26 protein-coding genes are annotated in these 22,005 nt (G+C 58.2%); 19 read left to right on the top strand and 7 right to left on the bottom strand.

The genetic code is table 11. From position 1 onward, the window contains the following. Positions 1 to 19 precede the first annotated feature (19 nt). The 3 genes from AC2FH8_RS12040 to AC2FH8_RS12030 all read right to left on the bottom strand — a co-directional run bounded on the left by AC2FH8_RS12040 (position 20) and on the right by AC2FH8_RS12030 (position 2,595). Positions 20 to 718, bottom strand: coding sequence for a lytic transglycosylase domain-containing protein (locus AC2FH8_RS12040; protein WP_496689858.1), 699 nt, complete (start codon positions 716 to 718; stop codon positions 20 to 22). A 73-nt stretch (positions 719 to 791) separates the two neighbouring features. Beyond that, positions 792 to 1,220, bottom strand: a complete 429-nt coding sequence (locus AC2FH8_RS12035; RefSeq protein WP_142638301.1) for an Lrp/AsnC family transcriptional regulator — start codon at positions 1,218 to 1,220, stop codon at positions 792 to 794. 55 nt (positions 1,221 to 1,275) lie between these two features. Next, the gene (locus AC2FH8_RS12030; protein WP_496689857.1) at positions 1,276 to 2,595 is read right to left on the bottom strand and encodes an MFS transporter; all 1,320 of its coding nucleotides are present in this window, start codon (positions 2,593 to 2,595) and stop codon (positions 1,276 to 1,278) included. Between the two features lie 161 nt (positions 2,596 to 2,756). Here AC2FH8_RS12030 and AC2FH8_RS12025 point away from each other — a divergent pair, with 161 nt between their 5' ends. The 7 genes from AC2FH8_RS12025 (at position 2,757) to AC2FH8_RS11995 (ending at position 7,541) form a co-directional block, all read left to right on the top strand. After that, positions 2,757 to 3,371, top strand: a complete 615-nt coding sequence (locus tag AC2FH8_RS12025) for a ribonuclease D (RefSeq protein WP_281995587.1) — start codon at positions 2,757 to 2,759, stop codon at positions 3,369 to 3,371. Further along, positions 3,368 to 4,336 carry a KpsF/GutQ family sugar-phosphate isomerase gene (locus AC2FH8_RS12020; RefSeq protein ID WP_281973575.1) on the top strand — a complete coding sequence of 323 codons (969 nt, stop codon included), beginning with the start codon at positions 3,368 to 3,370 and terminating at the stop codon, positions 4,334 to 4,336. Before AC2FH8_RS12025 ends, AC2FH8_RS12020 begins: the two co-directional genes overlap by 4 nt. An 11-nt stretch (positions 4,337 to 4,347) precedes the next feature. Next, positions 4,348 to 4,947, top strand: coding sequence for an LPS export ABC transporter periplasmic protein LptC (locus AC2FH8_RS12015; protein ID WP_142638293.1), 600 nt, complete (start codon positions 4,348 to 4,350; stop codon positions 4,945 to 4,947). A 42-nt stretch (positions 4,948 to 4,989) separates the two neighbouring features. Then, complete coding sequence (locus AC2FH8_RS12010; RefSeq protein WP_142638458.1) at positions 4,990 to 5,442, top strand: LptA/OstA family protein; 453 nt, start codon at positions 4,990 to 4,992, stop codon at positions 5,440 to 5,442. Next, a complete protein-coding gene (gene lptB, locus AC2FH8_RS12005; RefSeq protein ID WP_496689856.1) occupies positions 5,442 to 6,200 on the top strand; it encodes an LPS export ABC transporter ATP-binding protein in 759 nt (252 codons plus the stop codon). Before AC2FH8_RS12010 ends, lptB begins: the two co-directional genes overlap by 1 nt. A 252-nt stretch (positions 6,201 to 6,452) precedes the next feature. Further along, positions 6,453 to 7,016: a ribosome hibernation-promoting factor, HPF/YfiA family gene (gene hpf, locus AC2FH8_RS12000; protein WP_142638289.1), complete on the top strand. Its 564-nt coding sequence runs from the start codon at positions 6,453 to 6,455 to the stop codon at positions 7,014 to 7,016. A 60-nt stretch (positions 7,017 to 7,076) separates the two neighbouring features. Continuing rightward, positions 7,077 to 7,541, top strand: coding sequence for a PTS sugar transporter subunit IIA (locus AC2FH8_RS11995; RefSeq protein ID WP_281973576.1), 465 nt, complete (start codon positions 7,077 to 7,079; stop codon positions 7,539 to 7,541). 50 nt (positions 7,542 to 7,591) lie between these two features. Here AC2FH8_RS11995 and dalA read toward each other — a convergent pair whose 3' ends face one another. Next, entirely contained in the window at positions 7,592 to 8,107 is a 516-nt protein-coding gene (dalA, locus tag AC2FH8_RS11990) for a divisome-associated lipoprotein DalA (protein ID WP_142638285.1), read from the bottom strand. A gap of 168 nt (positions 8,108 to 8,275) precedes the next feature. On the opposite strand from dalA, the gene AC2FH8_RS11985 reads away from it, so the two are divergent. Both AC2FH8_RS11985 and AC2FH8_RS11980 read left to right on the top strand, forming a co-directional pair. After that, positions 8,276 to 8,875: a L,D-transpeptidase gene (locus AC2FH8_RS11985; RefSeq protein ID WP_142638283.1), complete on the top strand. Its 600-nt coding sequence runs from the start codon at positions 8,276 to 8,278 to the stop codon at positions 8,873 to 8,875. A gap of 139 nt (positions 8,876 to 9,014) precedes the next feature. Then, entirely contained in the window at positions 9,015 to 9,197 is a 183-nt protein-coding gene (locus tag AC2FH8_RS11980; RefSeq protein WP_142638281.1) for a hypothetical protein, read from the top strand. A 76-nt stretch (positions 9,198 to 9,273) separates the two neighbouring features. Here the strand turns inward: AC2FH8_RS11980 and hemH are convergent, their stop codons facing one another. After that, entirely contained in the window at positions 9,274 to 10,323 is a 1,050-nt protein-coding gene (hemH, locus tag AC2FH8_RS11975) for a ferrochelatase (protein WP_281995589.1), read from the bottom strand. Between the two features lie 57 nt (positions 10,324 to 10,380). Next, complete coding sequence (locus AC2FH8_RS11970; RefSeq protein ID WP_281995590.1) at positions 10,381 to 11,211, bottom strand: methyltransferase domain-containing protein; 831 nt, start codon at positions 11,209 to 11,211, stop codon at positions 10,381 to 10,383. 16 nt (positions 11,212 to 11,227) lie between these two features. Between AC2FH8_RS11970 and AC2FH8_RS11965 the strand changes: the two genes are divergently transcribed. From AC2FH8_RS11965 to AC2FH8_RS11950, 4 genes are read left to right on the top strand one after another with little or no spacing between them, the layout of a single operon-like run. Further along, positions 11,228 to 11,956 carry a ComF family protein gene (locus AC2FH8_RS11965; RefSeq protein WP_142638275.1) on the top strand — a complete coding sequence of 243 codons (729 nt, stop codon included), beginning with the start codon at positions 11,228 to 11,230 and terminating at the stop codon, positions 11,954 to 11,956. A 37-nt stretch (positions 11,957 to 11,993) separates the two neighbouring features. Beyond that, entirely contained in the window at positions 11,994 to 12,251 is a 258-nt protein-coding gene (grxC, locus tag AC2FH8_RS11960) for a glutaredoxin 3 (protein WP_142638273.1), read from the top strand. Further along, on the top strand, positions 12,251 to 13,081 hold the full coding sequence (locus AC2FH8_RS11955) for a carbon-nitrogen hydrolase family protein (RefSeq protein ID WP_496689855.1): 831 nt from the start codon (positions 12,251 to 12,253) through the stop codon (positions 13,079 to 13,081). The genes grxC and AC2FH8_RS11955 overlap by 1 nt, the downstream gene beginning before the upstream one ends. A gap of 15 nt (positions 13,082 to 13,096) precedes the next feature. Next, positions 13,097 to 13,537: a MarR family winged helix-turn-helix transcriptional regulator gene (locus AC2FH8_RS11950; RefSeq protein ID WP_142638269.1), complete on the top strand. Its 441-nt coding sequence runs from the start codon at positions 13,097 to 13,099 to the stop codon at positions 13,535 to 13,537. Positions 13,538 to 13,539: 2 nt separating this feature from the next. On the opposite strand, the gene ubiG is transcribed toward AC2FH8_RS11950, so the two are convergent. Continuing rightward, positions 13,540 to 14,286: a bifunctional 2-polyprenyl-6-hydroxyphenol methylase/3-demethylubiquinol 3-O-methyltransferase UbiG gene (gene ubiG, locus AC2FH8_RS11945; protein WP_142638267.1), complete on the bottom strand. Its 747-nt coding sequence runs from the start codon at positions 14,284 to 14,286 to the stop codon at positions 13,540 to 13,542. 48 nt (positions 14,287 to 14,334) lie between these two features. On the opposite strand from ubiG, the gene pip reads away from it, so the two are divergent. From pip to infB, 6 genes are all read left to right on the top strand, one after another. Further along, positions 14,335 to 15,312, top strand: coding sequence for a prolyl aminopeptidase (gene pip / locus AC2FH8_RS11940; protein ID WP_142638265.1), 978 nt, complete (start codon positions 14,335 to 14,337; stop codon positions 15,310 to 15,312). Next, on the top strand, positions 15,309 to 16,130 hold the full coding sequence (locus AC2FH8_RS11935; protein ID WP_496689854.1) for an ABC transporter substrate-binding protein: 822 nt from the start codon (positions 15,309 to 15,311) through the stop codon (positions 16,128 to 16,130). The genes pip and AC2FH8_RS11935 overlap by 4 nt, the downstream gene beginning before the upstream one ends. A gap of 161 nt (positions 16,131 to 16,291) precedes the next feature. Then, positions 16,292 to 16,882 carry a ribosome maturation factor RimP gene (gene rimP, locus AC2FH8_RS11930; protein ID WP_142638261.1) on the top strand — a complete coding sequence of 197 codons (591 nt, stop codon included), beginning with the start codon at positions 16,292 to 16,294 and terminating at the stop codon, positions 16,880 to 16,882. After that, on the top strand, positions 16,882 to 18,495 hold the full coding sequence (gene nusA / locus AC2FH8_RS11925; protein ID WP_142638259.1) for a transcription termination factor NusA: 1,614 nt from the start codon (positions 16,882 to 16,884) through the stop codon (positions 18,493 to 18,495). Before rimP ends, nusA begins: the two co-directional genes overlap by 1 nt. Before the next feature lie 22 nt (positions 18,496 to 18,517). After that, the gene (locus AC2FH8_RS11920; protein WP_142638257.1) at positions 18,518 to 19,141 is read left to right on the top strand and encodes an RNA-binding protein; all 624 of its coding nucleotides are present in this window, start codon (positions 18,518 to 18,520) and stop codon (positions 19,139 to 19,141) included. 8 nt (positions 19,142 to 19,149) lie between these two features. Continuing rightward, complete coding sequence (infB, locus tag AC2FH8_RS11915) at positions 19,150 to 21,627, top strand: translation initiation factor IF-2 (RefSeq protein ID WP_281973586.1); 2,478 nt, start codon at positions 19,150 to 19,152, stop codon at positions 21,625 to 21,627. The last annotated feature ends 378 nt before the right edge of the window (positions 21,628 to 22,005 follow it).

Raw genomic sequence — 22,005 nt, 5'->3', positions numbered from 1 at the left:
GTCTGGGCACGTAATTCTCCTAGTTGAAGGCGATGAAGGCTGTTTGGGTGTCCGCGGCTGGCATCAAAGAGCCCATCGCACCCGTCGGAAACTGGGTGATTTGCACCGGGAACAGCGGTGCGGCGGGTTGTGTGAAGGGATCACGCGACATGCGGGCAGTTTGCACCGCCGTGCCCGGGTCAAGCTGAGCATGAACAATCTGGTAGCGGCTGGAATAGGTCTTGGCCAAAGCCGGGGTTCGCGAGTGATAGGCCCCCGCCGCTGCCGGCCACGACCCAAGTTCGGAATATAGCTGTTTCAGAAACCGGGCCGCGTAGCTGGCGTTAGTCTCGGGGTCGAACATGGCATCGATCGACTGAAAGGCCTGCCCGTGCCAGCGATAGTTGATTTGAAAGCACCCGATATCAAAGCTGCGCTTTCCGGCTTGGAAAATATCCGCGACATAAGCTTTAGCCTCCTGCTCAGATCGGAACCAATGGCCGCGCCCTTCGACATTGATTGCCCATGGCCAAGGCTCAAGTCGGCCTTTGATCGCGCGGCCAGTTTCAACCCGCGTTATGGCGCGCAAAACATCAAGCGGTATGTCTTGGGCGAGGGCCGCGCGGCGGGCGGCCTGATCACATGTCTGAGACATCCGGGCCTCCGCGCCCGCAAAGCTCTGACGCGCTGCCAGAAGCAACGCAACACATGCTATGACAATGAATAGGCGATTTGGCATTCTGCCGGTCCGGGATTCTGATCTATCCGGGCCACGCTAGCCTTGCCTTGGTTTACAGAGGGTTATCAGTCAATCAGATTCGATCAATCCGCCGGCCAAAAACAACGCTCGTATTGGTGCGCAGAACACCGGGGATTCGTGCCAGATCATCAACGAGAATATCCAGATCCTCGATCCTTGGCGCGTCAGCGGTCAACAGCAGGTCAAAGTCACCGTTGATCGAAAGACAGAGTTTAACCTCGGGATAGGCCTCGAGCCGCTTGATGATACGGGTGGTTTCCTTCTGTTGGACCTCGAGCAGAACGACAACCTGGACCCGGGGGGCATCTTCGGGGCTGTTCAGGATCACGGAATAGCCGGCAATGATGCCGCGTTCTTCCATCCGGCTGATGCGTTCATGCACGGTTGTCCGGGCAACGCCCAGTTTTGCCGCGATTTTTGTGGTCGACTCGCGGGCATTATGTTGCAGGACTGAGATGATGCGGCGGTCAAGCTGATCCATTGGCGCTCCGGTGCGGGTCTGGTTTTTCCGGTTTAGGGCAAAACGACAGCAGGGCTCAAGGCTCACGCGGGATACGGGGGTGCAGGTCGTCTATTATGACGGGGTGAGCATGCGGTGGCGGGCCGGCCATGTGCGGGTGATCACGCGGCAGGTCAGGATGGTCGTGGATCACCGAATGCAGATCAGAACGCGGCCAAAGGGTGACCGCACCGATAATACCCAGAAAGGACATCGCCGCCATAAAGCTCAGGGCGGTTGGGGCTCCAAACAGGGTCATCAGCCCGCCTGCCAGAGGATACAGCACCAGCCAACAGCAATGAGACAGCGTGAATTGGGCCGCAAAGACGGCGGGGCGGTCTTCGGGATGGGCCGAGCGGGTCAGCAGGCGGCCAGACGGAGTCAGCGTGGTGGAATAGCCAAAGCCAGCTAGGGCCCACAAAACGATCAACAGACCCAAAGACAGCGGGGTTGTCGCAAATATCGCGGCGGCCCCGGCCATGGTGGTGCAGCACAGAAGGGCGCCGGCCAACATGACCTTTCGATCCTCGATCCGGTCCAGCATCCGGGGCAGGATAAAAGCGGCAAGCATAGAGCCGCCACCAAAACCGGCCAGCGCAGCGGCAACGGCGCTTTCGGACAGCCCCAGATCTGATCGCACGATGACCACAGTGTTGACGATCACCATTGAGCTGAGTGCCGCCGCGCTCCAACTCAGGGCAAGAAGGCCCCGCAGCCGGGGTGTGTTCGAATAGATGCGTATGCCACGTGTTGTCCGTTCGTATATCCCACGCGGTTTGCTTGGTTTGGGTGATGGCAAAGCCACCGACACCACCAGCAGCGCCGAAGCGACAAATCCCAGGGCGGTGCCCCAGAAAAGGCTGTTGAAGCTGACCAACAATAACAGGGCTGCGGCGAATACGGGGCTTAGCAGGCTCTCCAGATCATATGCCATCCGCGATAGGGACAGGGCGCGGGTGTATTCGCGCTCATCTGTCAGTACATCGGGGATTGTAGCCTGAAATGCAGGGGTAAATCCGGCCGAGGCGGATTGCAGCACGAAAATCAGGACATAGACCTGCCAGACCTCGGTCACAAAAGGCAGACACAGCGCGACAGCCGCACGGATCAGGTCAAGCACCACCAGCATCTTGCGCCGGTCCAGCCGCTCGGCAAACGCGGCCGCCAATGGCGCAACCGTGACATAGGCCACCATTTTGATGGTCATCGCGGTGCCCAACACCAGCCCGGCCGCATCCCCTGCCAGTTCAAAGGCCAACAGACCCAGCGCGACCGTGGCCAGCCCAGTGCCCGTCAGGGCAACGATCTGCGCGGCCAACAGGTGGCGATAGGTCCGGTTTCTTAGAACGCTTAACATTGATTGATATCTGCCGCAGTCTAAAGGCTCTGTCACCCCAAACCTTCGTTTAGGTCTTGACCAACTGCGACAGCGGCAACCGGCTGGCGTACAGGGATGGCGTTGAGTTTAGGGAATAAAGCGCCTATCTCGGTGGCGATACCGCGCAAAGGATTACTCGGGTGGCTAACTATTTGTACAAAAACGACCTGCCGGACGGGTTGGATATGGGGCCGGTGGTGGCCATTGACTGTGAAACCATGGGTCTTAACCCGCATCGCGATCGCCTCTGCGTGATCCAGATGTCGGGCGGCGATGGAAATTCGCATATCGTTCAGGTCGAAAAGGGCCAGACCGAGGCACCGAACTTGCGTGCCATGCTGGAAAACCCGGATGTGCTGAAACTGTTCCATTTTGGCCGTTTCGACATTGCTGCGATGTATCATGCCTTTGGTGCGTTAGCCGCGCCAGTCTATTGCACCAAGATCGCCAGCCGTCTGGTGCGCACCTATACCGACCGGCACGGGCTGAAAAACCTGTGCAACGAGTTGATCGGCGTCGATATCTCGAAACAGCAGCAGATGAGCGATTGGGGCGCCGAAACGTTGAGCGAGGCGCAGCTGGACTATGCCGCCTCGGATGTTCTGTATCTGCACCGCCTGCGGGAGGAGTTGAACAAGCGCCTGGCGCGAGAGGGCCGGACCGAGATGGCGCAGGCCTGTTTTGACTTCTTGCCGATGCGTGCGAAACTCGATCTCGCCGGTTGGCCAGAAACGGATATTTTTGCGCACTCATGACTGATACCGAAGCATTTCTGAGAACCGCCCGTCAGGTGGTGACAGACGAGGCCCGCGCGCTGGAGGTACTGGCCGACGGTCTGGATGAACATTTTGCCCAAGCGGTTCAGCTGATTTTGCAGGCCTCGGGCCGCATCATCATCAGCGGCATCGGCAAGTCGGGTCATATCGGGCACAAGATCGCGGCCACGCTGGCCAGCACCGGTACACCGGCCTATTTCGTGCACCCGGCCGAGGCCAGCCATGGCGATCTGGGCATGGTTTCAAAAGGCGATGTGGTTCTGGCCATCTCGAATTCGGGCGAAGCGCCAGAGCTTGCCAACCTGCTGGCTTTTACCCGCCGCTTTGGCATTCCACTGATTGGCCTGTCCAGCAAGCCGGAAAGCACGCTGATGAAACAGGCAGACGTGCATCTTTTGATCCCGTCACTGGGCGAGGCCTGCGGCTATGGCATGGTGCCTTCGATCTCCACGACGTTGACTTTGGCCATGGGCGACGCGCTGGCGATAGCGTTGATGAAGTATCGCAACTTCAAACCCGAAGATTTCCGCGCCTTTCATCCCGGTGGCAAACTAGGTGCACAGCTGAGCACGGTGCAGGATCTGATGCACAAGGGCGATGCGTTGCCGCTGGTTTCGGTCGGAACACCCATGAGCGATGCGCTGATCGAGATCAGCCGCAAGGGCTTTGGCGTTGCCGGGGTTACCGATCCGCAAGGTCAGGTGGTGGGCATCATCACCGATGGCGACCTGCGGCGTCATATGGAGGGCTTGCTGGGCAAAACGGCCGAGCAGGTGATGACGCAGAACCCAACAACCATCCCGCCCGGCGCGTTGGCCGAAGAGGCGGTGGCCATCATGAATGACCGCAAGATCACCTCTTTGTTTGTGGTCGAAGAGGGCAGTGATCGCCAGGCCCTGGGCGTGCTACATATCCACGATTGCCTGCGCGTTGGTTTGGGGTAGAGGGGCGTTCGATGGACGGACATTCCCGGATGGTGCAATTTCTGAAGGTGTTGCTGCCTTTGGCAGCCATTGTGCTGCTGTCGACGGTTTTCCTGCTGTCACGCAGCATCGAAACCAGCGTGTCCGTTCCGTTTACCCAAAAAGACATAGATGAACGTCTGGCCGACCAAGTGGTGACCCAACCCCATTATCTTGGAACAACCAGAAAAGGCGAGGAAGTTCAAATTCAGGCGGCCCAAGCGACCCAGGGGCGCGAAGGGTCATTGCCCACGACTGCCGAATTTAGAGGGCGGTTGGGATTGTTGAATGGCGGCGTCATAACGATGGATTCAAATTCCGGTATGATCCGCCCGGACAAGAATTCCGCAACGTTTGTTGGGGACGTCCTGATAACGACGACAGACGGAATTCAGGTCAGAACTGATCTTCTGAATACCTCTCTGGATGAAATCCGCGGCGACACTCCGGGTCAGGTCGATGGCACCGGCATCATCGGAGATTTTTCCGCGGGACGCATGACATTTGGAACCGAAAAAAAGGATGGGCCGGTCCATATTCTTTTTACAGATGGTGTTAAGCTGGTATACGAGCCTGAAAAAACAGAAAGATAAGCCGTGATTGATTTGCGATTTGCTGTTGTTAGTTTTGCGCTGATGGTCGGTGCCTTTTCGGCGTCGGCACAGGAAACGCAGGTCGCCTTCGGGTCAGCCAAGGCGGATCCAAGCCAGCCGGTCGAGGTCACCTCGGAATCCCTAAACGTCAATCAAGAAGACGGCACGGCCGAGTTTATCGGTAACGTCCTGATCGTGCAGGGTGAGATGCGCCTGACCGCCGAGCGGGTCTTGGTCATCTACAACGCCGACAGGTCTGGAATCGAGCGGATGGAGGCGACAAATGATGTGGTTCTTGTCAGCCCGCCTGATGCAGCCGAAGGCGACTGGGCCGAATACACAATCGACTCGGGCGAAATCGTGATGCGCGGAAATGTGCTTTTGACGCAAGGCCCCAGCGTTATCAGCGGCGATCAGATGAATGCCAATCTGACGACCGGAACGGCAAAGATGACTGGCCGCGTCAAAACCATTCTGAATCCGGATAGCAACTGATGGAGCGTCCGAATTTGTCTTTGGCCGAAGGCGGTTCCGGCCTCAGGATCGAGAAACTGCGGAAATCATACCGTAAGAAGACCGTGATACGCGAAGTCTCGATGACGTTGGGCCGGTCCGAGGTGGTTGCCTTGTTGGGTCCGAACGGATCAGGCAAGACCACAACGTTCTATTCGGTCGCCGGGCTTGTCTTTCCCGAAGCTGGCACTGTGACCATTGACGGCCAAAACGTGACGACCCTGCCGATGTATAGGCGCGCGCGGCTTGGGATCGGATATCTGCCGCAAGAAATGTCGATTTTCCGCGGGATGAGTGTCGAAGACAACATTGCCGCCGTTCTGGACATCACCGTGAAGCACAGCCATCGCAGGAAAGAGCGGCTGGAAGAGCTGTTGTCCGATTTTTCGATCGAACATCTGCGCCGCGCCCCGGCATTGGCATTGTCGGGTGGCGAGCGTCGCCGTGTCGAAATTGCCCGTTGTCTTGCGGCTGATCCGAAATATCTGTTGCTGGACGAGCCGTTTGCAGGCGTGGACCCGATCAGCGTCGGCGATATCCGCCATCTGGTAGCGGACCTGAAAAAGCGCGGCATCGGCGTGCTGATCACTGACCATAACGTGCGCGAAACACTGGAAATCGTGGACCGGGCCTATATCCTGCATGATGGTCAGGTGCTGATGTCGGGCACGCCGGATGAAGTCGTCGAGAACGAAAATGTCCGCCGGGTTTATTTGGGCGAAAACTTCCGTATTTCATAGGCTTGCGCGGAATTGCGCCCAGCGCATGGCCGAAATCACGTATATACACGCCTGTTTTGATTGACTCTGCCGCCGTCTCTTGCCTCAATTGGGTTATGGCATTTCTTCAGTTCCAGTCGGGATCGCGGTACACCTTTGCTAAGGGGTACGTTTCTCAGCAACTGCGGAATATGCCGATATCCCCCACCCGATAAAAACACGTGCGCTGCGTAACGCAGCGTCAAAATGGGTGTGAATTGTGAAGGAGATCACATGCGTTACCAAATTAGCGGAAAACAGATCGACATCGGCGAGGCACTGCAGACCCATGTGCAGACCGAGCTAGGGGAGGTTGTTGGAAAATATGCCCAGCGCCCGACCGACGCCAATGTCGTCTTTTCCCGTTCTGCGCATGAGTATGTTTGCGAAGCCACCGTGCATCTTTCGACCGGCCTGACTGCGCAGGCCAAGGCCCACGCTATCGAAATCTACGCAGCATTCGAGGCCTGCTGTGACAAGATGGAAACGCAGTTGCGCCGGTATAAGCGCCGCCTCAAGGACCATCACAAGGACCGATCCGAGCCGGTTGAACTCTTTGGTGCTTCCTCTTATATCCTCGCCTCTGACGAATCAGAGTCGGCTGATGAACCTGAATCGCTGCAGCCGATGATCGTGGCTGAGATGGAAACCAAGATCCCATCGTTGAGTGTTGGTGAAGCCGTAATGCAGATGGAACTAGCCGGCGCCCCGGTGCTGGTGTTCCGGAATGAAAACAAGGACGGATTGAATGTCGTGTATCGCCGTGAGGACGGCAACATCGGCTGGATTGATCCGTAACAGGCAAGAATAGCAAGGCAAGCCCCTGCGCAAGCAGGGGCAAGGCCATGGAGCGTGATCATGGAGCTTTCGAGCATACTGAAGCCCGAGGCGGTACGTGTATTGTCCGCCGCTTCCAGCAAGAAGCGGTTGTTTCAGGAAATCGGCGATGTTGCCGAGGGGGCCCTTGGTCTTGAAGCGCAGGTTGTTGTGGATGGCCTGCTCGAGCGGGAGAGCCTTGGCCCAACAGGCGTTGGTCATGGAGTCGCCCTGCCACATGCGCGGCTGGGTGATCTGGCCGAAGTGGCTGGCGTTTTCGTAATGCTGGAAAAGCCGATTGATTTCGGTGCGGTAGACCGCCAGCCGGTTGATGTCGCTTTTGCGTTGTTTGCCCCGGAAGAGGCAGGTGTGGACCACCTAAAGGCGCTTGCACTGGTGTCCAGAACGCTGCGCAATACGTCGGTTTGCGCAAAGCTGCGCGCCAATCCTGATCCGGTCAAGCTCTATGCAATTTTGACCGAGGCGCAGTCGGTCCAGGCGGCTTAACTGCCCCAAAGGCAATAAAAAAGCCCCCGGTTTTCGGGGGCTTTTGCGTTTTAACCGCCGGTTCCCATTTCCAGGGTCCACCAGATTTTCCCGCCGTTCTCCTGGTGCCAGGCAAAGCCCATCTGAGTGGCTTTGGCATCCATGATGACATTTCGCGGTCCGGGTTCCTGCATCCAGGCGGCCAGCGTTTCGGTCTCGGTCTCATAGGTTTCCGAGATCGCCTCGCCGAGGAAGGTGCCGTAATAGCCGACGCGCGTCGCCCGATCCAACGGCGAAGATCCGTCCGAGCCAAAGTGCCAGGGCCGATTCTGTCGCGCCATATCCTTGGAATGGGTGGCGGCCGCGGCATTGAGCTGAGCATTCAGTTGTACCGGCTGAAGGCCCGATGCCTGGCGGAGGGCGTTAACCGAATCCAACATCCGGAATTGCAGCTTTTCTGGATTGCCACGGATCTTGTACACCGTTGGCAGGGGGCGCCCATCTGCCCCATAGGTTGGGGATCCACCCGGCGTACAGGCGGCCAGTGCAATAAAGCTAGCAAACAGTAATGAAATGATACGCGTCATGATCGACCTGATTATTGTGTTGCCATACGGCATAGCGTGACAGAAGGCTGTGGGCAAACGCACAATGGCTTTGTTCTGCGTGATTCTGCCGGTTTCAATTGCGACTGAAGCATTCTGGCAATAAAATGCACAGGATTTTTAGATTTTCTGTGAAAAGGACCTGCGATCATGGTCAAGAAAAGCATTACTCATACAACCCGACGCGGATTCGTCGCGGGTGTCTCGGCTCTGGTCGCCTCGCCTGCGATTGCCCAATACACCCCCGGAGACCCGCTGCGCCCCGCACCCGAGGACGAACCCGCGGTGCGCCGTAACATCTCTGGCTTCAGGGCGCTGGACTGGCAGCCCTATTTTTCCAACACGAAAAACGGCGCTATCCTTGTCGATACAGTGTCGCGGGCGCTGCATTACTGGTCTGACGATCAATCGGTGTACAAACTATACCCGTCGTCGGTTCCCCTGACCGAAGAGCTGACGCGCCGCGGCCGGACCAGTGTGATCCGCAAGGTCGAGGGCCCAAGCTGGTCGCCAACACCTTCGATGAAGAAAAGAAATCCGGAATGGCCAGACTATATCCCGCCGGGTCCGGATAACCCTCTGGGAACACATGCTTTATATCTAAGCTGGAAATATTACCGAATTCACGGAACCCATGATACGCGCAAAATTGGGCGCCGATCTTCGAATGGGTGCATCGGTCTTTTCAACAACGATATTGCCGAACTGTTCTCAATGGCCAGGGTTGGCACGCAAGTGTTGCTAATTTGACGACATTTCCGCGCAGGTACCCGCTTGTGGCGCAACTTCCATTTGCATTCCAGTTGGATAGCTGATTAGAAAAAAACACGAGGTAAGTCTTGAGTGCATGGTTTCACTATACGGAACCGTGCGTATCCTGGAGGTTAATATGAAGAAACTCGTTCTCGCCGCTGCACTGACTGCTGCTGCTTCGACCGCTTATGCAGGCAACCTGGAAGAGCCGGTTGTTGAAGCACCTGTTGTTGTTGAAGAAACTCAGGGTTCGTCAAACGGCATCATCCTGCCGCTGATCCTGTTGGTTGTTGTTGCCGCAGCTGTTGCAGCAAGCTAATTCGACAAGCGATATCTAAAGAAAAGGCGGTGGAGCTTTCCACCGCCTTTTTTTTGTGCCTAGTCGACTGGGTGGCTTAGTCCAGCCAACCCTTCAAATTATCCTCGATCACCTTGCCCAGGGCCGCTATGTGCGATTCGTCATCGTTCAGGCATGGGATATAGGTAAAGCTTTCGCCGCCCGCGTCCTCAAAACTCTCTTTGATCTCTTCGTTGATCTCTTCCAGCGTTTCGATGCAATCGGAGGAAAACGCTGGTGCGATAACGGCGATCTTCTTCTTACCCTGTTTTGCCAACTCGGCCACATGGTCGACCGTATATGGCTTGAGCCATTCTTCCGGGCCGAATCGTGACTGGAAGGTCGATACAAGCTGGTCGTCAGACCAGCCCAACCTTTCTTTCAGCAACCGAGTCGTTTTTGCGCATTGGCAGTGATAGGGGTCGCCTTGTTGCAAGTAGCGTTCCGGCATGCCGTGGTAGGAACAGACCAGTATGTCCGGTTTGTCCACCATCGCGGCATAGGCCTTTTCAACCGAGCCCGCCAATGCGTCGATATAGGCGGGTTCGTCAAAATAGGCGGGCACGGTACGGCTGGCGGGTTGCCACGTTTCATCCATCAGGGCGCGGAAAAACTGATCATTGGCCGTGGCCGTCGTGGCGCCTGCGTATTGCGGGTAAAGCGGAAAGAACAGAATCCGGTCGCAGCCCGCTGCGACCATTTCCCGGACCTTTGATTTGGTCGATGGGTTACCATAGCGCATGCAGAACTCGACCATGACCCTGTCGCCATAGCGTTCCGTCATCGCGTCCCGCATCTTGGCGGTCTGCTCTTTGGTGATCGTCATCAGCGGGCTTTCGCCCTTGTCGTGGTTCCAGATCGACTTGTACGCCTCACCCGAGCTGAAGGGCCGTTTGGTCAGGATGATCCCCTGCAGGATTGGTTGCCATTTCCACTTGGGATAGTCGATCACGCGCTGGTCCGACAGAAACTCGTTCAAATAACGGCGCATGGGCCAATAGCTGTAATCGTCTGGGGTGCCGAGATTGGCCAGCAGGATGCCGACGCGGCCCGTTTTGACTTTGGGGTGATCCGCCGGGGCATGATCGGGGCGTGTGGCGTCAAACATGTTTCACTTCCTGAGATGTCTTTGCTTCGGGCTGAGATAACCGGAATTCCGCATTCGTCAATCGGACAGTTTGCCTTCGCTTGCGCCCAGAGCATCCGCAAGCCGCATCTGGGCCGAGCCCGGACGCAGCGGTTTTGGCTGGCTTTCATCGGGCGACCAGCCAGTTAGGCAGACCAGCTCGAATGTTGCCTTGAGGCGTTTCTGATCAGTGCTGAAATGATTGGCATAGATGTCTTGCGCCCGGGCAAAGACCTGCCGGTTTGTGGGGTGTTTCATGCGGTTTTGCAGGCTGTTGGTTTCACCCATTGCCCGCAGGTCATGCATCAGGTGGGTCAGATCGCGATATTCCGCCGTCAGCCGCGCGGTATCAGCAACCGGCAGGGCCAGTCCGGCGCGTTGCAGCAACCCGCCCAGATCGCGCAGCTCGGCCATAGGCGCGATGCGGGGGCTGAGGCCGCCCGTGACCTCAACCTCGGCCTGCCCAAGTGCGGCGCGCAGTTCCCGCAGGGTTTCACCGCCCAGACAGATCACCAGCAACAGCCCATCAGGTTGCAGCGCGCGGTGACACTGGATCAACTGCCCAACCGGATCATTAGCCCAGTGCAGAGCCATGGCATGGATCACCAGATCATGGGCACCGGGGGTCAAGTCCAGCACCTCGTTATCCGGGATGATCCGCGCCATTGGCAACACATCCTGCCAGACTTGCGCAAAAGGGGTCACGATCGCCGGGTCCGTAAAGCTTTTATTAACCAAGGCGAGCCGATCCTGAACCTCGTCAACTGCGGCGCGGTGCAAGAACAAGGCATCTTCCCGTGCGCGGGACCGACGCCGTGCAAGGATTGCGCGGTCGAACAGTGAGGGTGCGTTGGAATCAGGCAGTTTCATAGGGCGCAACTATCGCATGTGGCAGCGGATTCAAACCGCTGTCCAGATGATCTATCCCCCGCGCTGTCTGGGATGCGGTGATTTGACCGAGTCGGATTTCGGCCTCTGTGGCTCCTGTTGGCGTGAAACGCCCTTTATCGGTGGCGCTGTATGTGAAAGCTGCGGCGTGCCCTTGCCGGGTGAGGCCGATGGCCACCGAATCGAATGTGATGACTGTATGAAAACGCCGCGCCCCTGGCGCGATGGGCGGTCTGCGCTTTTGTATGATGGCAAGGCGCGATCCCTGATTCTGGCTCTGAAACACGGGGACCGGCCCGAGCTTGCACGCCCTGCGGCGCGCTGGATGGCCCTGGCGGGTCGGGATTTGTTTCGCGAGAACATGCTGATCGCGCCGGTACCGCTGCATTGGTCCCGGTTGCTGAAACGCAGGTACAACCAATCCGCCCTGTTGGCGCAGCATCTGGGGCGGCAAACCGGGTTGGAGGCCTGTCCGGACCTTTTGGTCCGACGGACAAGAACGCCGGTTTTGGATGGAAAAACAGCCGCACAGCGCATGGAAACGCTGGAGAATGCGATTGCAGCGCATCCCAGGCGGCTTCGGCAGATGCAGGGGCGCGATATTCTGCTGGTCGATGATGTCATGACATCAGGCGCAACATTGACCTCATGTGCACGTGTCTGTCGTGCATCCGGGGCAAATCATATTTTTGTGTTGACCCTAGCGCGCGTTGCCAAGGATACCTAACTCGCCCAGGATTGTGCGAAACCCAAAGGTACGGAATATGAAATCGGTAGAAATATATACCTCGCCGCTCTGTGGCTTCTGTCACGCTGCAAAACGGCTGTTGAATCAGAAGGGCGTCGAGTTTCAGGAAGTCGATGTCCTGAGGAACCCAAAACGCAAACCTGAAATGATCCAGCGCGCCGGTGGCAAGCGCACCGTACCCCAGATCTTTATCGGATCGCAGCATGTGGGTGGATGCGACGACCTGTATGAGCTGGAACGTCAGGGCAAGCTGGACGGTTTGCTGGCGGCCTGATGAAGAGCGCCCTGCTTCAGATCACCTCGTCGGATGATCCGGCTGAAAACCTGAAAATGGTGCGCGCCCTGATGTCCGAAGCGGCAGGGCAGGGTGCGCGGTTCGTTCTGACGCCCGAGGTGACGAATTGCGTGTCCACCTCGTCCACACGGCAGCGGGAAATCCTGCAATACGAAGAAGATGACCTGACACTAGCGGGGCTGCGCGAGCAGGCCGCGAGCCTGGGGATCTGGTTATTGATCGGCTCGTTGGCGATCAAAACACATGATGCGGATGGTCGGTTTGCCAATCGGTCTTTCATGATTGATCCTCAGGGGCAGATCGTGGCGTGGTATGACAAGATCCATATGTTCGACGTGCAGGTGTCCGAGGCCGAGACGTTTCGCGAGTCCAAAAACTACCGTCCCGGCACACGAGCGGTCATAGCCGAGACAGATTTCGGCAAGGTGGGTCTGAGTATATGTTATGATATCCGCTTCCCCCAACTGTACGCATCTCTGGCGCAGGCTGGAGCGCGCATTCTGACGGTTCCAGCCGCTTTTTCACCGGTCACGGGTGAGGCCCATTGGAAGTCGCTTTTGCGGGCGCGGGCGATTGAAAACGGATGCTGGGTGTTGGCCCCGGCGCAGACCGGTGAACACCCTAAAACCAGGGGAAAGACCCGCAAAACCTACGGTCACAGCATGGTCGTTGCCCCATGGGGAGAGGTCGTCATCGACGCAGGTACCGATCAGGGCATTCACTTTTTCAATTTGGATGATAGTTCTGTTACAGAAGCACGAAGCCGCGTGCCTTCGCTGACACATGTCCGTCCCTTTGACGGCCCCTGATCCAGAATCTGGACTATGACAAACGATACCAATGCCCTCGCGGTCACGCTGTTCAGCGAGATCCTGACCGCAGACCAGTTATTGCGGAACCGGCTCAGCCGGGTGCTGCCCAGGGGCATGGAAATTTCGCATTTCTCGGTTTTGAACCATCTTGTCTTTGTCGGCAACGAACGCAGCCCGGCACAGCTAGCCGATACGTTTCACGTGACCCGAGGAGCCATGACCAATACCTTGGCCAAGCTGGAATGGGCCGGATATATCCACATCCGCCCCGACTGGGACGACGCCCGCCGCAAGATGGTCGCCATCAGCCCCGCTGGGCGGAGTGCTCGGGATCAGGCGATCTCCTCCATTGCGCCGCTGATCAATCGCGTGGTCGGAGAGCTGGGGCTGGAGCGGGTGCGCAGCACGCTGCCCGTGCTGCGGGATTTGCGATTGCAGTTGGAGGGGGAGTAGGTTCACCCCGGCTTCACGCTCGCCGTCACATAATTCACGCTCAAATCCCGGTCCGAGATCGACCAGCTCCATAGTATCGGGTTGAACACGAAACCCTTGCGGTCCACCGGGTCCAACCCGGCTTGACGCAACAGGTCGAACAACTCGTCAGGGGTGATGAACTTGTTCCACTCATGCGTGCCGCGCGGCAGCCAGCGCATGATCACCTCGGCACCAAAGATGGCCATCGCATAGGATTTCGGATTGCGGTTGATGGTCGAACAAATCTCAAGTCCGCCTGGTTTCAACAAATCCCGCGTGGCTGTCAGAAAGCTGAGCGGGTCGGCCACATGTTCGACCACCTCCATGTTCAGAATCACATCAAACTGCTCACCTGCGGCGGCCATAGCCTCGGCAGTGGTGTGGCGATAGTCGATCCCAAGCCCCGATTGCTCGGCATGGATGCGGGCGACGGGCAGGTTGCCCTCGGCGGCATCGGCGCCCACGACCTCGGCGCCAAGGCGAGCCATGGGTTCGCTCAGCAAGCCTCCTCCACATCCGATATCCAGCAGGCGCAGGCCCTCGAACGGGCGCGGGGCCTTCAGATCACGGTCAAATTCGCCTGCGATTTGCTGTGTGATATAATCCAGACGACAGGGGTTCAGCATATGCAGGGGCTTGAATTTCCCATGCGGGTCCCACCATTCGGCGGCCATCGCCTCGAATTTTGCGATCTCGGACGGGTCTACCGTGTTCGGATGCGCTTGCATTCCTGTCTCCGTATGCTCTTTTACGTTTAAGGACTATATAGGGCCATAATGGACAAGTACCCGGACCAAAAGCGCGCAGTGCAATATCTTTACCCGCCGATCGACCCGTTCGATCAGCGAATGGTCGATGTGGGCGATGGTCACCTTATCTATATGGAACAATGCGGCAATCCGGATGGCCTGCCGGTGGTCGTGTTGCACGGAGGCCCAGGTGGCGGATGCAGCCCCGCAATGCGGCGCTATTTCGATCCGGACGTCTTTCGGGTGATTCTGTTTGATCAGAGAGGCTGTGGACGCTCGCGCCCGCACGCGTCGGTCACAGACAACACAACCTGGCATCTGGTGGCCGATATCGAACGGCTGCGCACCCTGTTGAACATCAGTGACTGGGCCGTTTTCGGTGGAAGCTGGGGCGCAACCCTGGCGTTGATCTATGCGCAGGCGCATCCCGACCGGGTGAATAGGCTGATATTGCGCGGCGTGTTTCTGGCAACGCAGGCCGAGCTGGACTGGTTCTATGGTGGTGGCGCGGGCAAGTTCTGGCCCGAGCAATGGTCCAAGTTCACCGCTCTGCTCTCCGAGACTGAGCTTTCCGACACGATTGGGGCCTATAACAAACGTCTGTTCTCAGGGGATCGGGCGACTGAGGTTCTGTACGGACGGGCCTGGTCCGCTTGGGAAAATGCGCTGGCGTCAATCCATTCGAACGGATCCACCGGAGAAAGCCCGGGTGAGTATGCGCGCGCCTTTGCCCGGCTTGAGAATCACTATTTCATCAATCGGGCTTTCCTTGATCAGGACGGGCAGATTCTGGAGCAGATGGATCGGATCGCTCATATTCCCGGCCATATCGTTCAGGGCCGCTATGACATGATCTGCCCACCGCATTCTGCCTGGAACCTGGCCGAGCGTTGGCCGAATGTCGAATTGAAGATGGTCCGTCAGGCAGGCCATGCCCTGTCTGAACCCGGCATCAGTGCCGAACTGGTCCGCATTATGAACCGCGTGGCCGAGGGGGTAGCATGACCCGCATTGACCGCCGCGCGTTGTTTGCATCAGGTGCCGCTGCGGCGCTGTTGGCGGCAACAGGCGCCTCACTGGCGAATACGCCCAAGCCGGGCGGAACCCTGCGGCTTGCGGTGCCGCGTGACGACAGTCTTGAACAGGTTGCACGGGGGGCGGTGTTTGACACGCTGACCGAAATCGCACCAGACGGTACCTTGCGAGGTGAGCTGGCAACAGGATGGCAGACCGATACGGATGCCCGGATCTGGACGTTTGATCTGCGCGATGATGCGGTGTTCCACGACGGCGTAGCATTGGATATCGCTGATGTGATGGCGGTTTTGGCCGAAGTCGGGCGCGCCGAAGCGCTGGCCCCTAACCGGCTGCACCTTGAACTGGCTAAACCTAATCCCGGCCTGCCTTTCCTGCTGGCCGAAAGTCAATTTGTCATCCCGCGGGCTGGTCAGAGCGTCAAACCGCTGCAGATCGCCAATGGCACCGGTTGCTACCGTGTCGAACGGGCTGAGGATGATCGCCACTTTCTGGGCCGCAAAGTCGTTGACCATTATAAGAGCACTCAGGCCGGCTGGGCGGATACTTTTGAGATTATCGTCATTCCTGATGCCCGCGTCCGGGCCGAAGCATTGCGGGATGGCTATGTGGATATTGCTGCCCTGCCATCATCCGAAGGCTTGAATGGACTGCGCGGTCAGCGCCTTCACCCCAGCGAATCGGATATTGCGCTGGCTGCTGCTGCTCATGTTGGTATGCCCCAGCAGATCGGCGGCGCGCGCGCGCTGGACGACGGACGCATCGCTGAACGGTGGTGGTTGGCGTAAATTCCGGTCAGGGTTCCTGCCGGGGGTTGCAGACTCGGGAAACCCTGCGTATATGCAGTTGCAACAGCGGCGTGTCAGACTTCTGGTCTGGGGCTCCACCGGGAATTTCGACGGGCCGCGCGCCCGTTTTTTTGTGCCCGACTGACAGGGTAGAGTAGCTGATGACAAACGAACTGATAGCCAAAGCTGCCATCGATCGGAGACTGGCCGAGATCATCACCCCAGTGATCGAAGATCTGGGGTATGAGCTGGTCCGTATCCGCCTGATGAGCGGCAAGCAGACCACCTTGCAGATCATGGCCGACAAGCCCGATGGTGGCATCGAAGTGGATGATTGCGCCGAGATATCGAACGCAGTCAGTGCCACACTGGATGTCGAAGATCCGATCCTTGACGCCTATGCGCTGGAAGTGTCCAGCCCCGGCATCGACCGGCCTCTGACACGTCTCAAGGATTTTGAGATGTTCGAGGGCTATGAGGCAAAGATTGAAACCGCCGAACTGATCGACGGCCGTCGCCGCTTCAAAGGTGAGCTGGCCGGGATCGAAGGCGATGAGGTTTTGATCAATATCTCCGAGGGAGATGAGACAATCACCATCGGCTTGCAGTTTGACTGGCTAAGCGATGCCAAGCTGGTCCTGACCGATGATCTGATCAAAGAGATGCTGCGCCAGCGCAAGGACGCCGGTGCCCTGAACGAAAACGCTTTCGACGAGATTGAGACCGAAGGGTCCGAAGAGGAGACGAACTGATGGCAATCACCTCAGCCAACCAGCTGGAGCTGCTGCAGACCGCCGAGGCCGTGGCCCGCGAAAAGATGATCGACCCCGGTCTGGTTGTCGAAGCGATGGAAGAATCGCTCGCCCGTGCCGCCAAAAGCCGCTACGGCGCCGAGATGGATATCCGCGTCAGCATCGACCGCAAGACCGGCAAGGCGACCTTTACCCGTGTCCGCACCGTGGTTGAAGATGAGGAGCTTGAGAACTATCAGGCCGAGATGACCGTCGAGCAGGCCAAGCAATACATGGAAGCGCCAGAAGTCGGTAGCGTCTATGTCGAAGAAGTGCCTCCGGTCGAAATGGGCCGGATCGCGGCGCAATCCGCCAAGCAGGTGATTCTGCAGAAGGTCCGCGAAGCCGAGCGCGATCGCCAGTACGAAGACTTCAAGGATCGCGCAGGTACCATCATCAACGGTGCGGTCAAGCGCGAAGAGTTTGGCAATGTCATCGTCGATCTGGGCGGTGCCGAGGCTGTTCTGCGCCGCAACGACAAGATTGGCCGCGAAAGCTATCGCCCCAATGACCGTGTGCGCGCCTATATCAAGGAAGTTCGCCGCGAGGTTCGTGGCCACCAGATCTTCCTGTCGCGCACCGCGCCTGAATTCATGGCTGAACTGTTCAAGATGGAAGTGCCGGAAATCTATGACGGCATCATCGAGGTCAAAGCTGTTGCTCGTGATCCCGGATCGCGCGCCAAGATCGCTGTCATTTCCTATGACGGCTCGATCGACCCTGTCGGTGCCTGCGTTGGTATGCGCGGCAGCCGTGTGCAGGCCGTCGTGAATGAGCTGCAGGGCGAAAAGATCGACATCATTCCATGGAATGAAGATCAGCCCACCTTCCTGGTGAACGCGCTGCAGCCTGCCGAGGTGTCCAAGGTGGTTCTGGACGAAGAAGCCGGCAAGATCGAAGTTGTGGTTCCCGAGGAACAGCTGAGCCTCGCCATCGGTCGCCGTGGTCAGAACGTACGTCTGGCCAGCCAGCTGACCAACCTGGACATCGACATCATGACCGAGGCCGAAGAATCGGCGCGTCGTCAGAAAGAGTTCGAAGCCCGCACCGGCCTGTTTATGGAAAGCCTGGATCTAGACGAATTCTTTGCTCAGTTGCTGGTATCGGAAGGCTTCACCAACCTGGAAGAAGTCGCCTATGTCGAGCTTGACGAGCTGTTGGTCATTGACGGCGTAGACGAAGGCACCGCGCAGGAACTGCAGACCCGTGCGCGTGAACACCTGGAAGCACAGGCCAAAGCAGCGCTGGATGCAGCGCGTGAGCTGGGTGTCGAGGACAGCCTTATTGAATTCGAAGGTCTGACACCCCAGATGGTAGAGGCGCTGGCCAAGGACGACGTGAAAACGTTGGAAGACTTTGCCACCTGCGCTGACTGGGAACTGGCTGGTGGTTGGACCACAGTTGATGGTGAGCGTATCAAGGATGACGGCGTTCTGGAGCCTTTTGGCATAACGCTGGAAGAGGCGCAGGATCTGGTCATGACCGCACGCATCATGCTGGGCTGGGTTGATCCTGCCGAACTGGAGCAGGCTGAAGAAGACGGCGTAGCGGCCGACGAGGAAGCCGAGGCCTGATCGCAGGCTTCGGGTGGCGCACATGGGTCGCGGTGGCGTCCATAAGGATCGGTCTGACGGACCCGAACGCAAGTGCATTGCCACTGGCGAGGTTCAGCCTAGATATGGGCTGATCCGCTTTGTGGTCGGGCCAGACGGTCAGGTCTTTCCTGATGTCGCGGCAAAACTGCCGGGGCGCGGTGTTTATGTCTCGGCTGACCGCAGCGCGTTGGACAAAGCCATTGGCAAGAAATTGTTCGCGCGGGGGTTCAAGGCGCAGGTCACTGTGTCAAAGGATCTGGCCGATGAGGTTGAAAAGCAGATTGCGCGGCGCGTGATCGAGCTTTTGAGCCTCGCGCGCAAGTCCGGTGATGCGGTTGCTGGCTATGAAAAGGTCAAGGCAATGCTGGACCGGGAAGAGGCCCAGATATTGCTTCAGGCGTCCGATGGATCGGGGCGCGGCAAGTCGAAACTCAGCACGCCGCACTTTGGGAAATACATCGGCTGGTTGACCGCAGACGAACTTGGGGCGGCATTTGGGCGCCAAACCGTGATTCATGCGGCCTTGGCCTCTGGCGGACTCGCCAAACGTGTTGTAGAGGAAGCGCAGCGCCTGCATGGCTTGCGCGAAACGGATGACGGCGGCAAGGGCCGCGCGGAAGGGTAAGAAGCTTTATGAGCGATAGTGACGGCAAAAAGACATTGGGTCTTCGTGGCGGGGCGCGCCCCGGAAATGTGAAACAAAGTTTCAGCCACGGACGTACCAAGAATGTCGTGGTGGAAACCAAACGCAAGCGCGTGGTGGTCCCCAAGCCGGGTGCGGCCAAAACCGGTGGTGGAGCTACGCCATCAGGTGATCCGTCGCGTCGTCCAGCCGGGATTTCCGACGTGGAAATGGCGCGCCGGATGAAGGCGCTGCAGGCTGCCAAGGCGCGTGAGGTCGAAGAGGCCGCCGAGCGTCAGGCCGCTGAAAAAGCGCGCGAGGAAGAGCGTGCCCGTCGCCGTGCGGAACTAGAGGCCAAAGAGCGCGAACAGCGCGAGGCCGAAGAACGCGCGCGCGCCAAGGCCGAAGAGGAAGAACGCAAGCGCAAAGAGGCTGAAGATGCCGCTAAGCGTGTCGTGGCGACCCCGACTCCAGAAGAGCCAAAAGCCGCCCGCAGCCCGGCCAGCAAGCCTGCGCCTGCAGCAACGCCACGCAAGCAGGATCGCGAGCGTGAACAGCGCGGCGCGCGCACCAAGGGCCGTGACGATAACCGCCGTTCAGGCAAGCTGACTCTGGGTCAGGCGACGGGTGGCGAAGGCAACCGTCAGCGTTCGATGGCAGCCATGAAGCGTAAGCAAGAGCGCGCGCGTCAGAAAGCCATGGGCGGCGCGGTCGAGCGGGAAAAGGTTATCCGTGACGTACAGCTGCCCGAGGCGATTGTCGTGTCCGAGCTGGCCAACCGTATGGCCGAGCGTGTCGCGGACGTTGTCAAATCGCTAATGAACATGGGCATGATGGTCACGCAGAACCAGACCATTGACGCTGATACTGCGGAACTGATCATCGAAGAATTTGGCCACAAGGTCACGCGCGTCTCGGCCTCTGACGTCGAGGACGTCATCAAAGAGATCGAAGACAGCGAAGGCGATCTGCAGTCGCGTCCGCCGGTCATTACCATCATGGGTCACGTTGACCACGGTAAGACCTCGTTGCTGGACGCGATCCGCGACGCTCGCGTTGTGGCGGGTGAGGCCGGGGGTATTACCCAGCATATTGGCGCTTATCAGGTGAAAACCGATGGCGGCACAACGCTGTCTTTCCTGGATACACCGGGCCACGCGGCCTTTACCTCGATGCGTTCGCGCGGGGCACAGGTCACGGATATCGTGGTTCTGGTTGTTGCTGCGGATGACGCGGTGATGCCGCAGACGATCGAGGCGATCAACCACGCCAAAGCGGCGGGTGTCCCGATGATCGTTGCGATCAACAAGGTCGACAAGCCGGACGCAAACCCGGACAAGGTGCGCACCGATCTGCTGCAGCACGAAGTCATCGTTGAGAAAATGTCGGGTGAGGTTCAGGACGTCGAAGTGTCCGCCATCACCGGTCAGGGTCTGGACGAGCTGCTGGAAGCCATCGCGTTGCAATCCGAAATTCTTGAGCTGAAAGCCAACCCGAATCGCGCCGCCCAGGGTGCCGTGATCGAGGCGCAGCTGGATGTGGGCCGTGGACCTGTTGCTACCGTTCTGGTTCAAACCGGTACATTGCGTCAGGGCGATATCTTTGTTGTGGGTGAGCAATACGGTAAAGTCCGTGCGCTGATCAACGACAAGGGCGAACGCGTCAAAGAGGCAGGACCCTCGGTTCCGGTTGAGGTTCTGGGTCTGAATGGCACGCCCGAGGCCGGGGACGTTCTGAACGTGACCGAGACTGAAGCGCAGGCGCGTGAAATCGCCGCCTACCGTGAACAGGCCGCCAAGGACAAACGCGCCGCCGCCGGTGCCGCAACCACCCTTGAACAGCTGATGCAGAAGGCCAAGGAAGACGAAAACGTCACCGAGCTGCCAATTCTGATGAAAGCGGACGTGCAGGGTTCTGCCGAAGCCATCGTTCAGGCGATGGAGAAGATCGGCAACGACGAAGTACGCGTGCGGGTGCTGCATTCAGGCGTCGGCGCGATCACCGAAACGGATGTCGGCTTGGCGGAAGCGTCCGGAGCCCCAATCTTGGGCTTCAACGTGCGTGCCAATGCTTCAGCCCGGAACACCGCGAACCAAAAGGGCGTGGAAATCCGCTACTACTCGGTGATCTACGATCTGGTCGACGACGTGAAAGCCGCCGCATCAGGCCTGTTGAGCGCCGAGATCCGCGAAAAGTTCATCGGTTATGCCGAGATCCGCGAAGTCTTCAAGGTTACGGGCGTTGGCAAGGTTGCTGGCTGTCTGGTTACAGAAGGCGTGGCGCGTCGTTCCGCAGGTGTCCGCCTGCTGCGCGACAACGTCGTGATCCACGAAGGCACGCTGAAAACGCTGAAGCGCTTCAAGGACGAAGTGGCCGAGGTTCAGTCGGGTCAGGAATGCGGTATGGCATTCGAGAACTACGACGATATCCGCGCCGGCGACGTCATCGAAATCTTCGAGCGCGAAGAGGTCACCCGGACACTGGATTGATCCGGACAGAACTGAAATTCGGAAAACAGCGGCTCCAACGGGCCGCTGTTTTTCTTTTGGAGAGCTGACGTGAGCCTTTGACTTTTCGCGCGAGTTTTTCTGAGGTTAATCATCAAGTCGCACCGGGTAGCCTTGGTTCAAGAGGCAAAGTAAATCTAGGTTGCTGTCGGCTATGCGGACTTAGCGGCCAATAGGGTTCACCGACGCAGTGCCCGTAGCCAGGCTCAGGCTCGCGACCACGTGCTGTGTATATCTCTCTGCAAGTGAAGTACTTGTACGCCAAAAATAGGAAAGTGGAGGTTCCGATTTGAACTATTGGAAAAGCAAGTAGTGTCCGCGACCGCTTATGCATGTTTCGCGAGATTGGTTTGACGTCAA

This window comes from Ruegeria sp. CDSC025, assembly GCF_059610805.1.
This window is presented reverse-complemented; position numbering and strand designations above follow the sequence as displayed.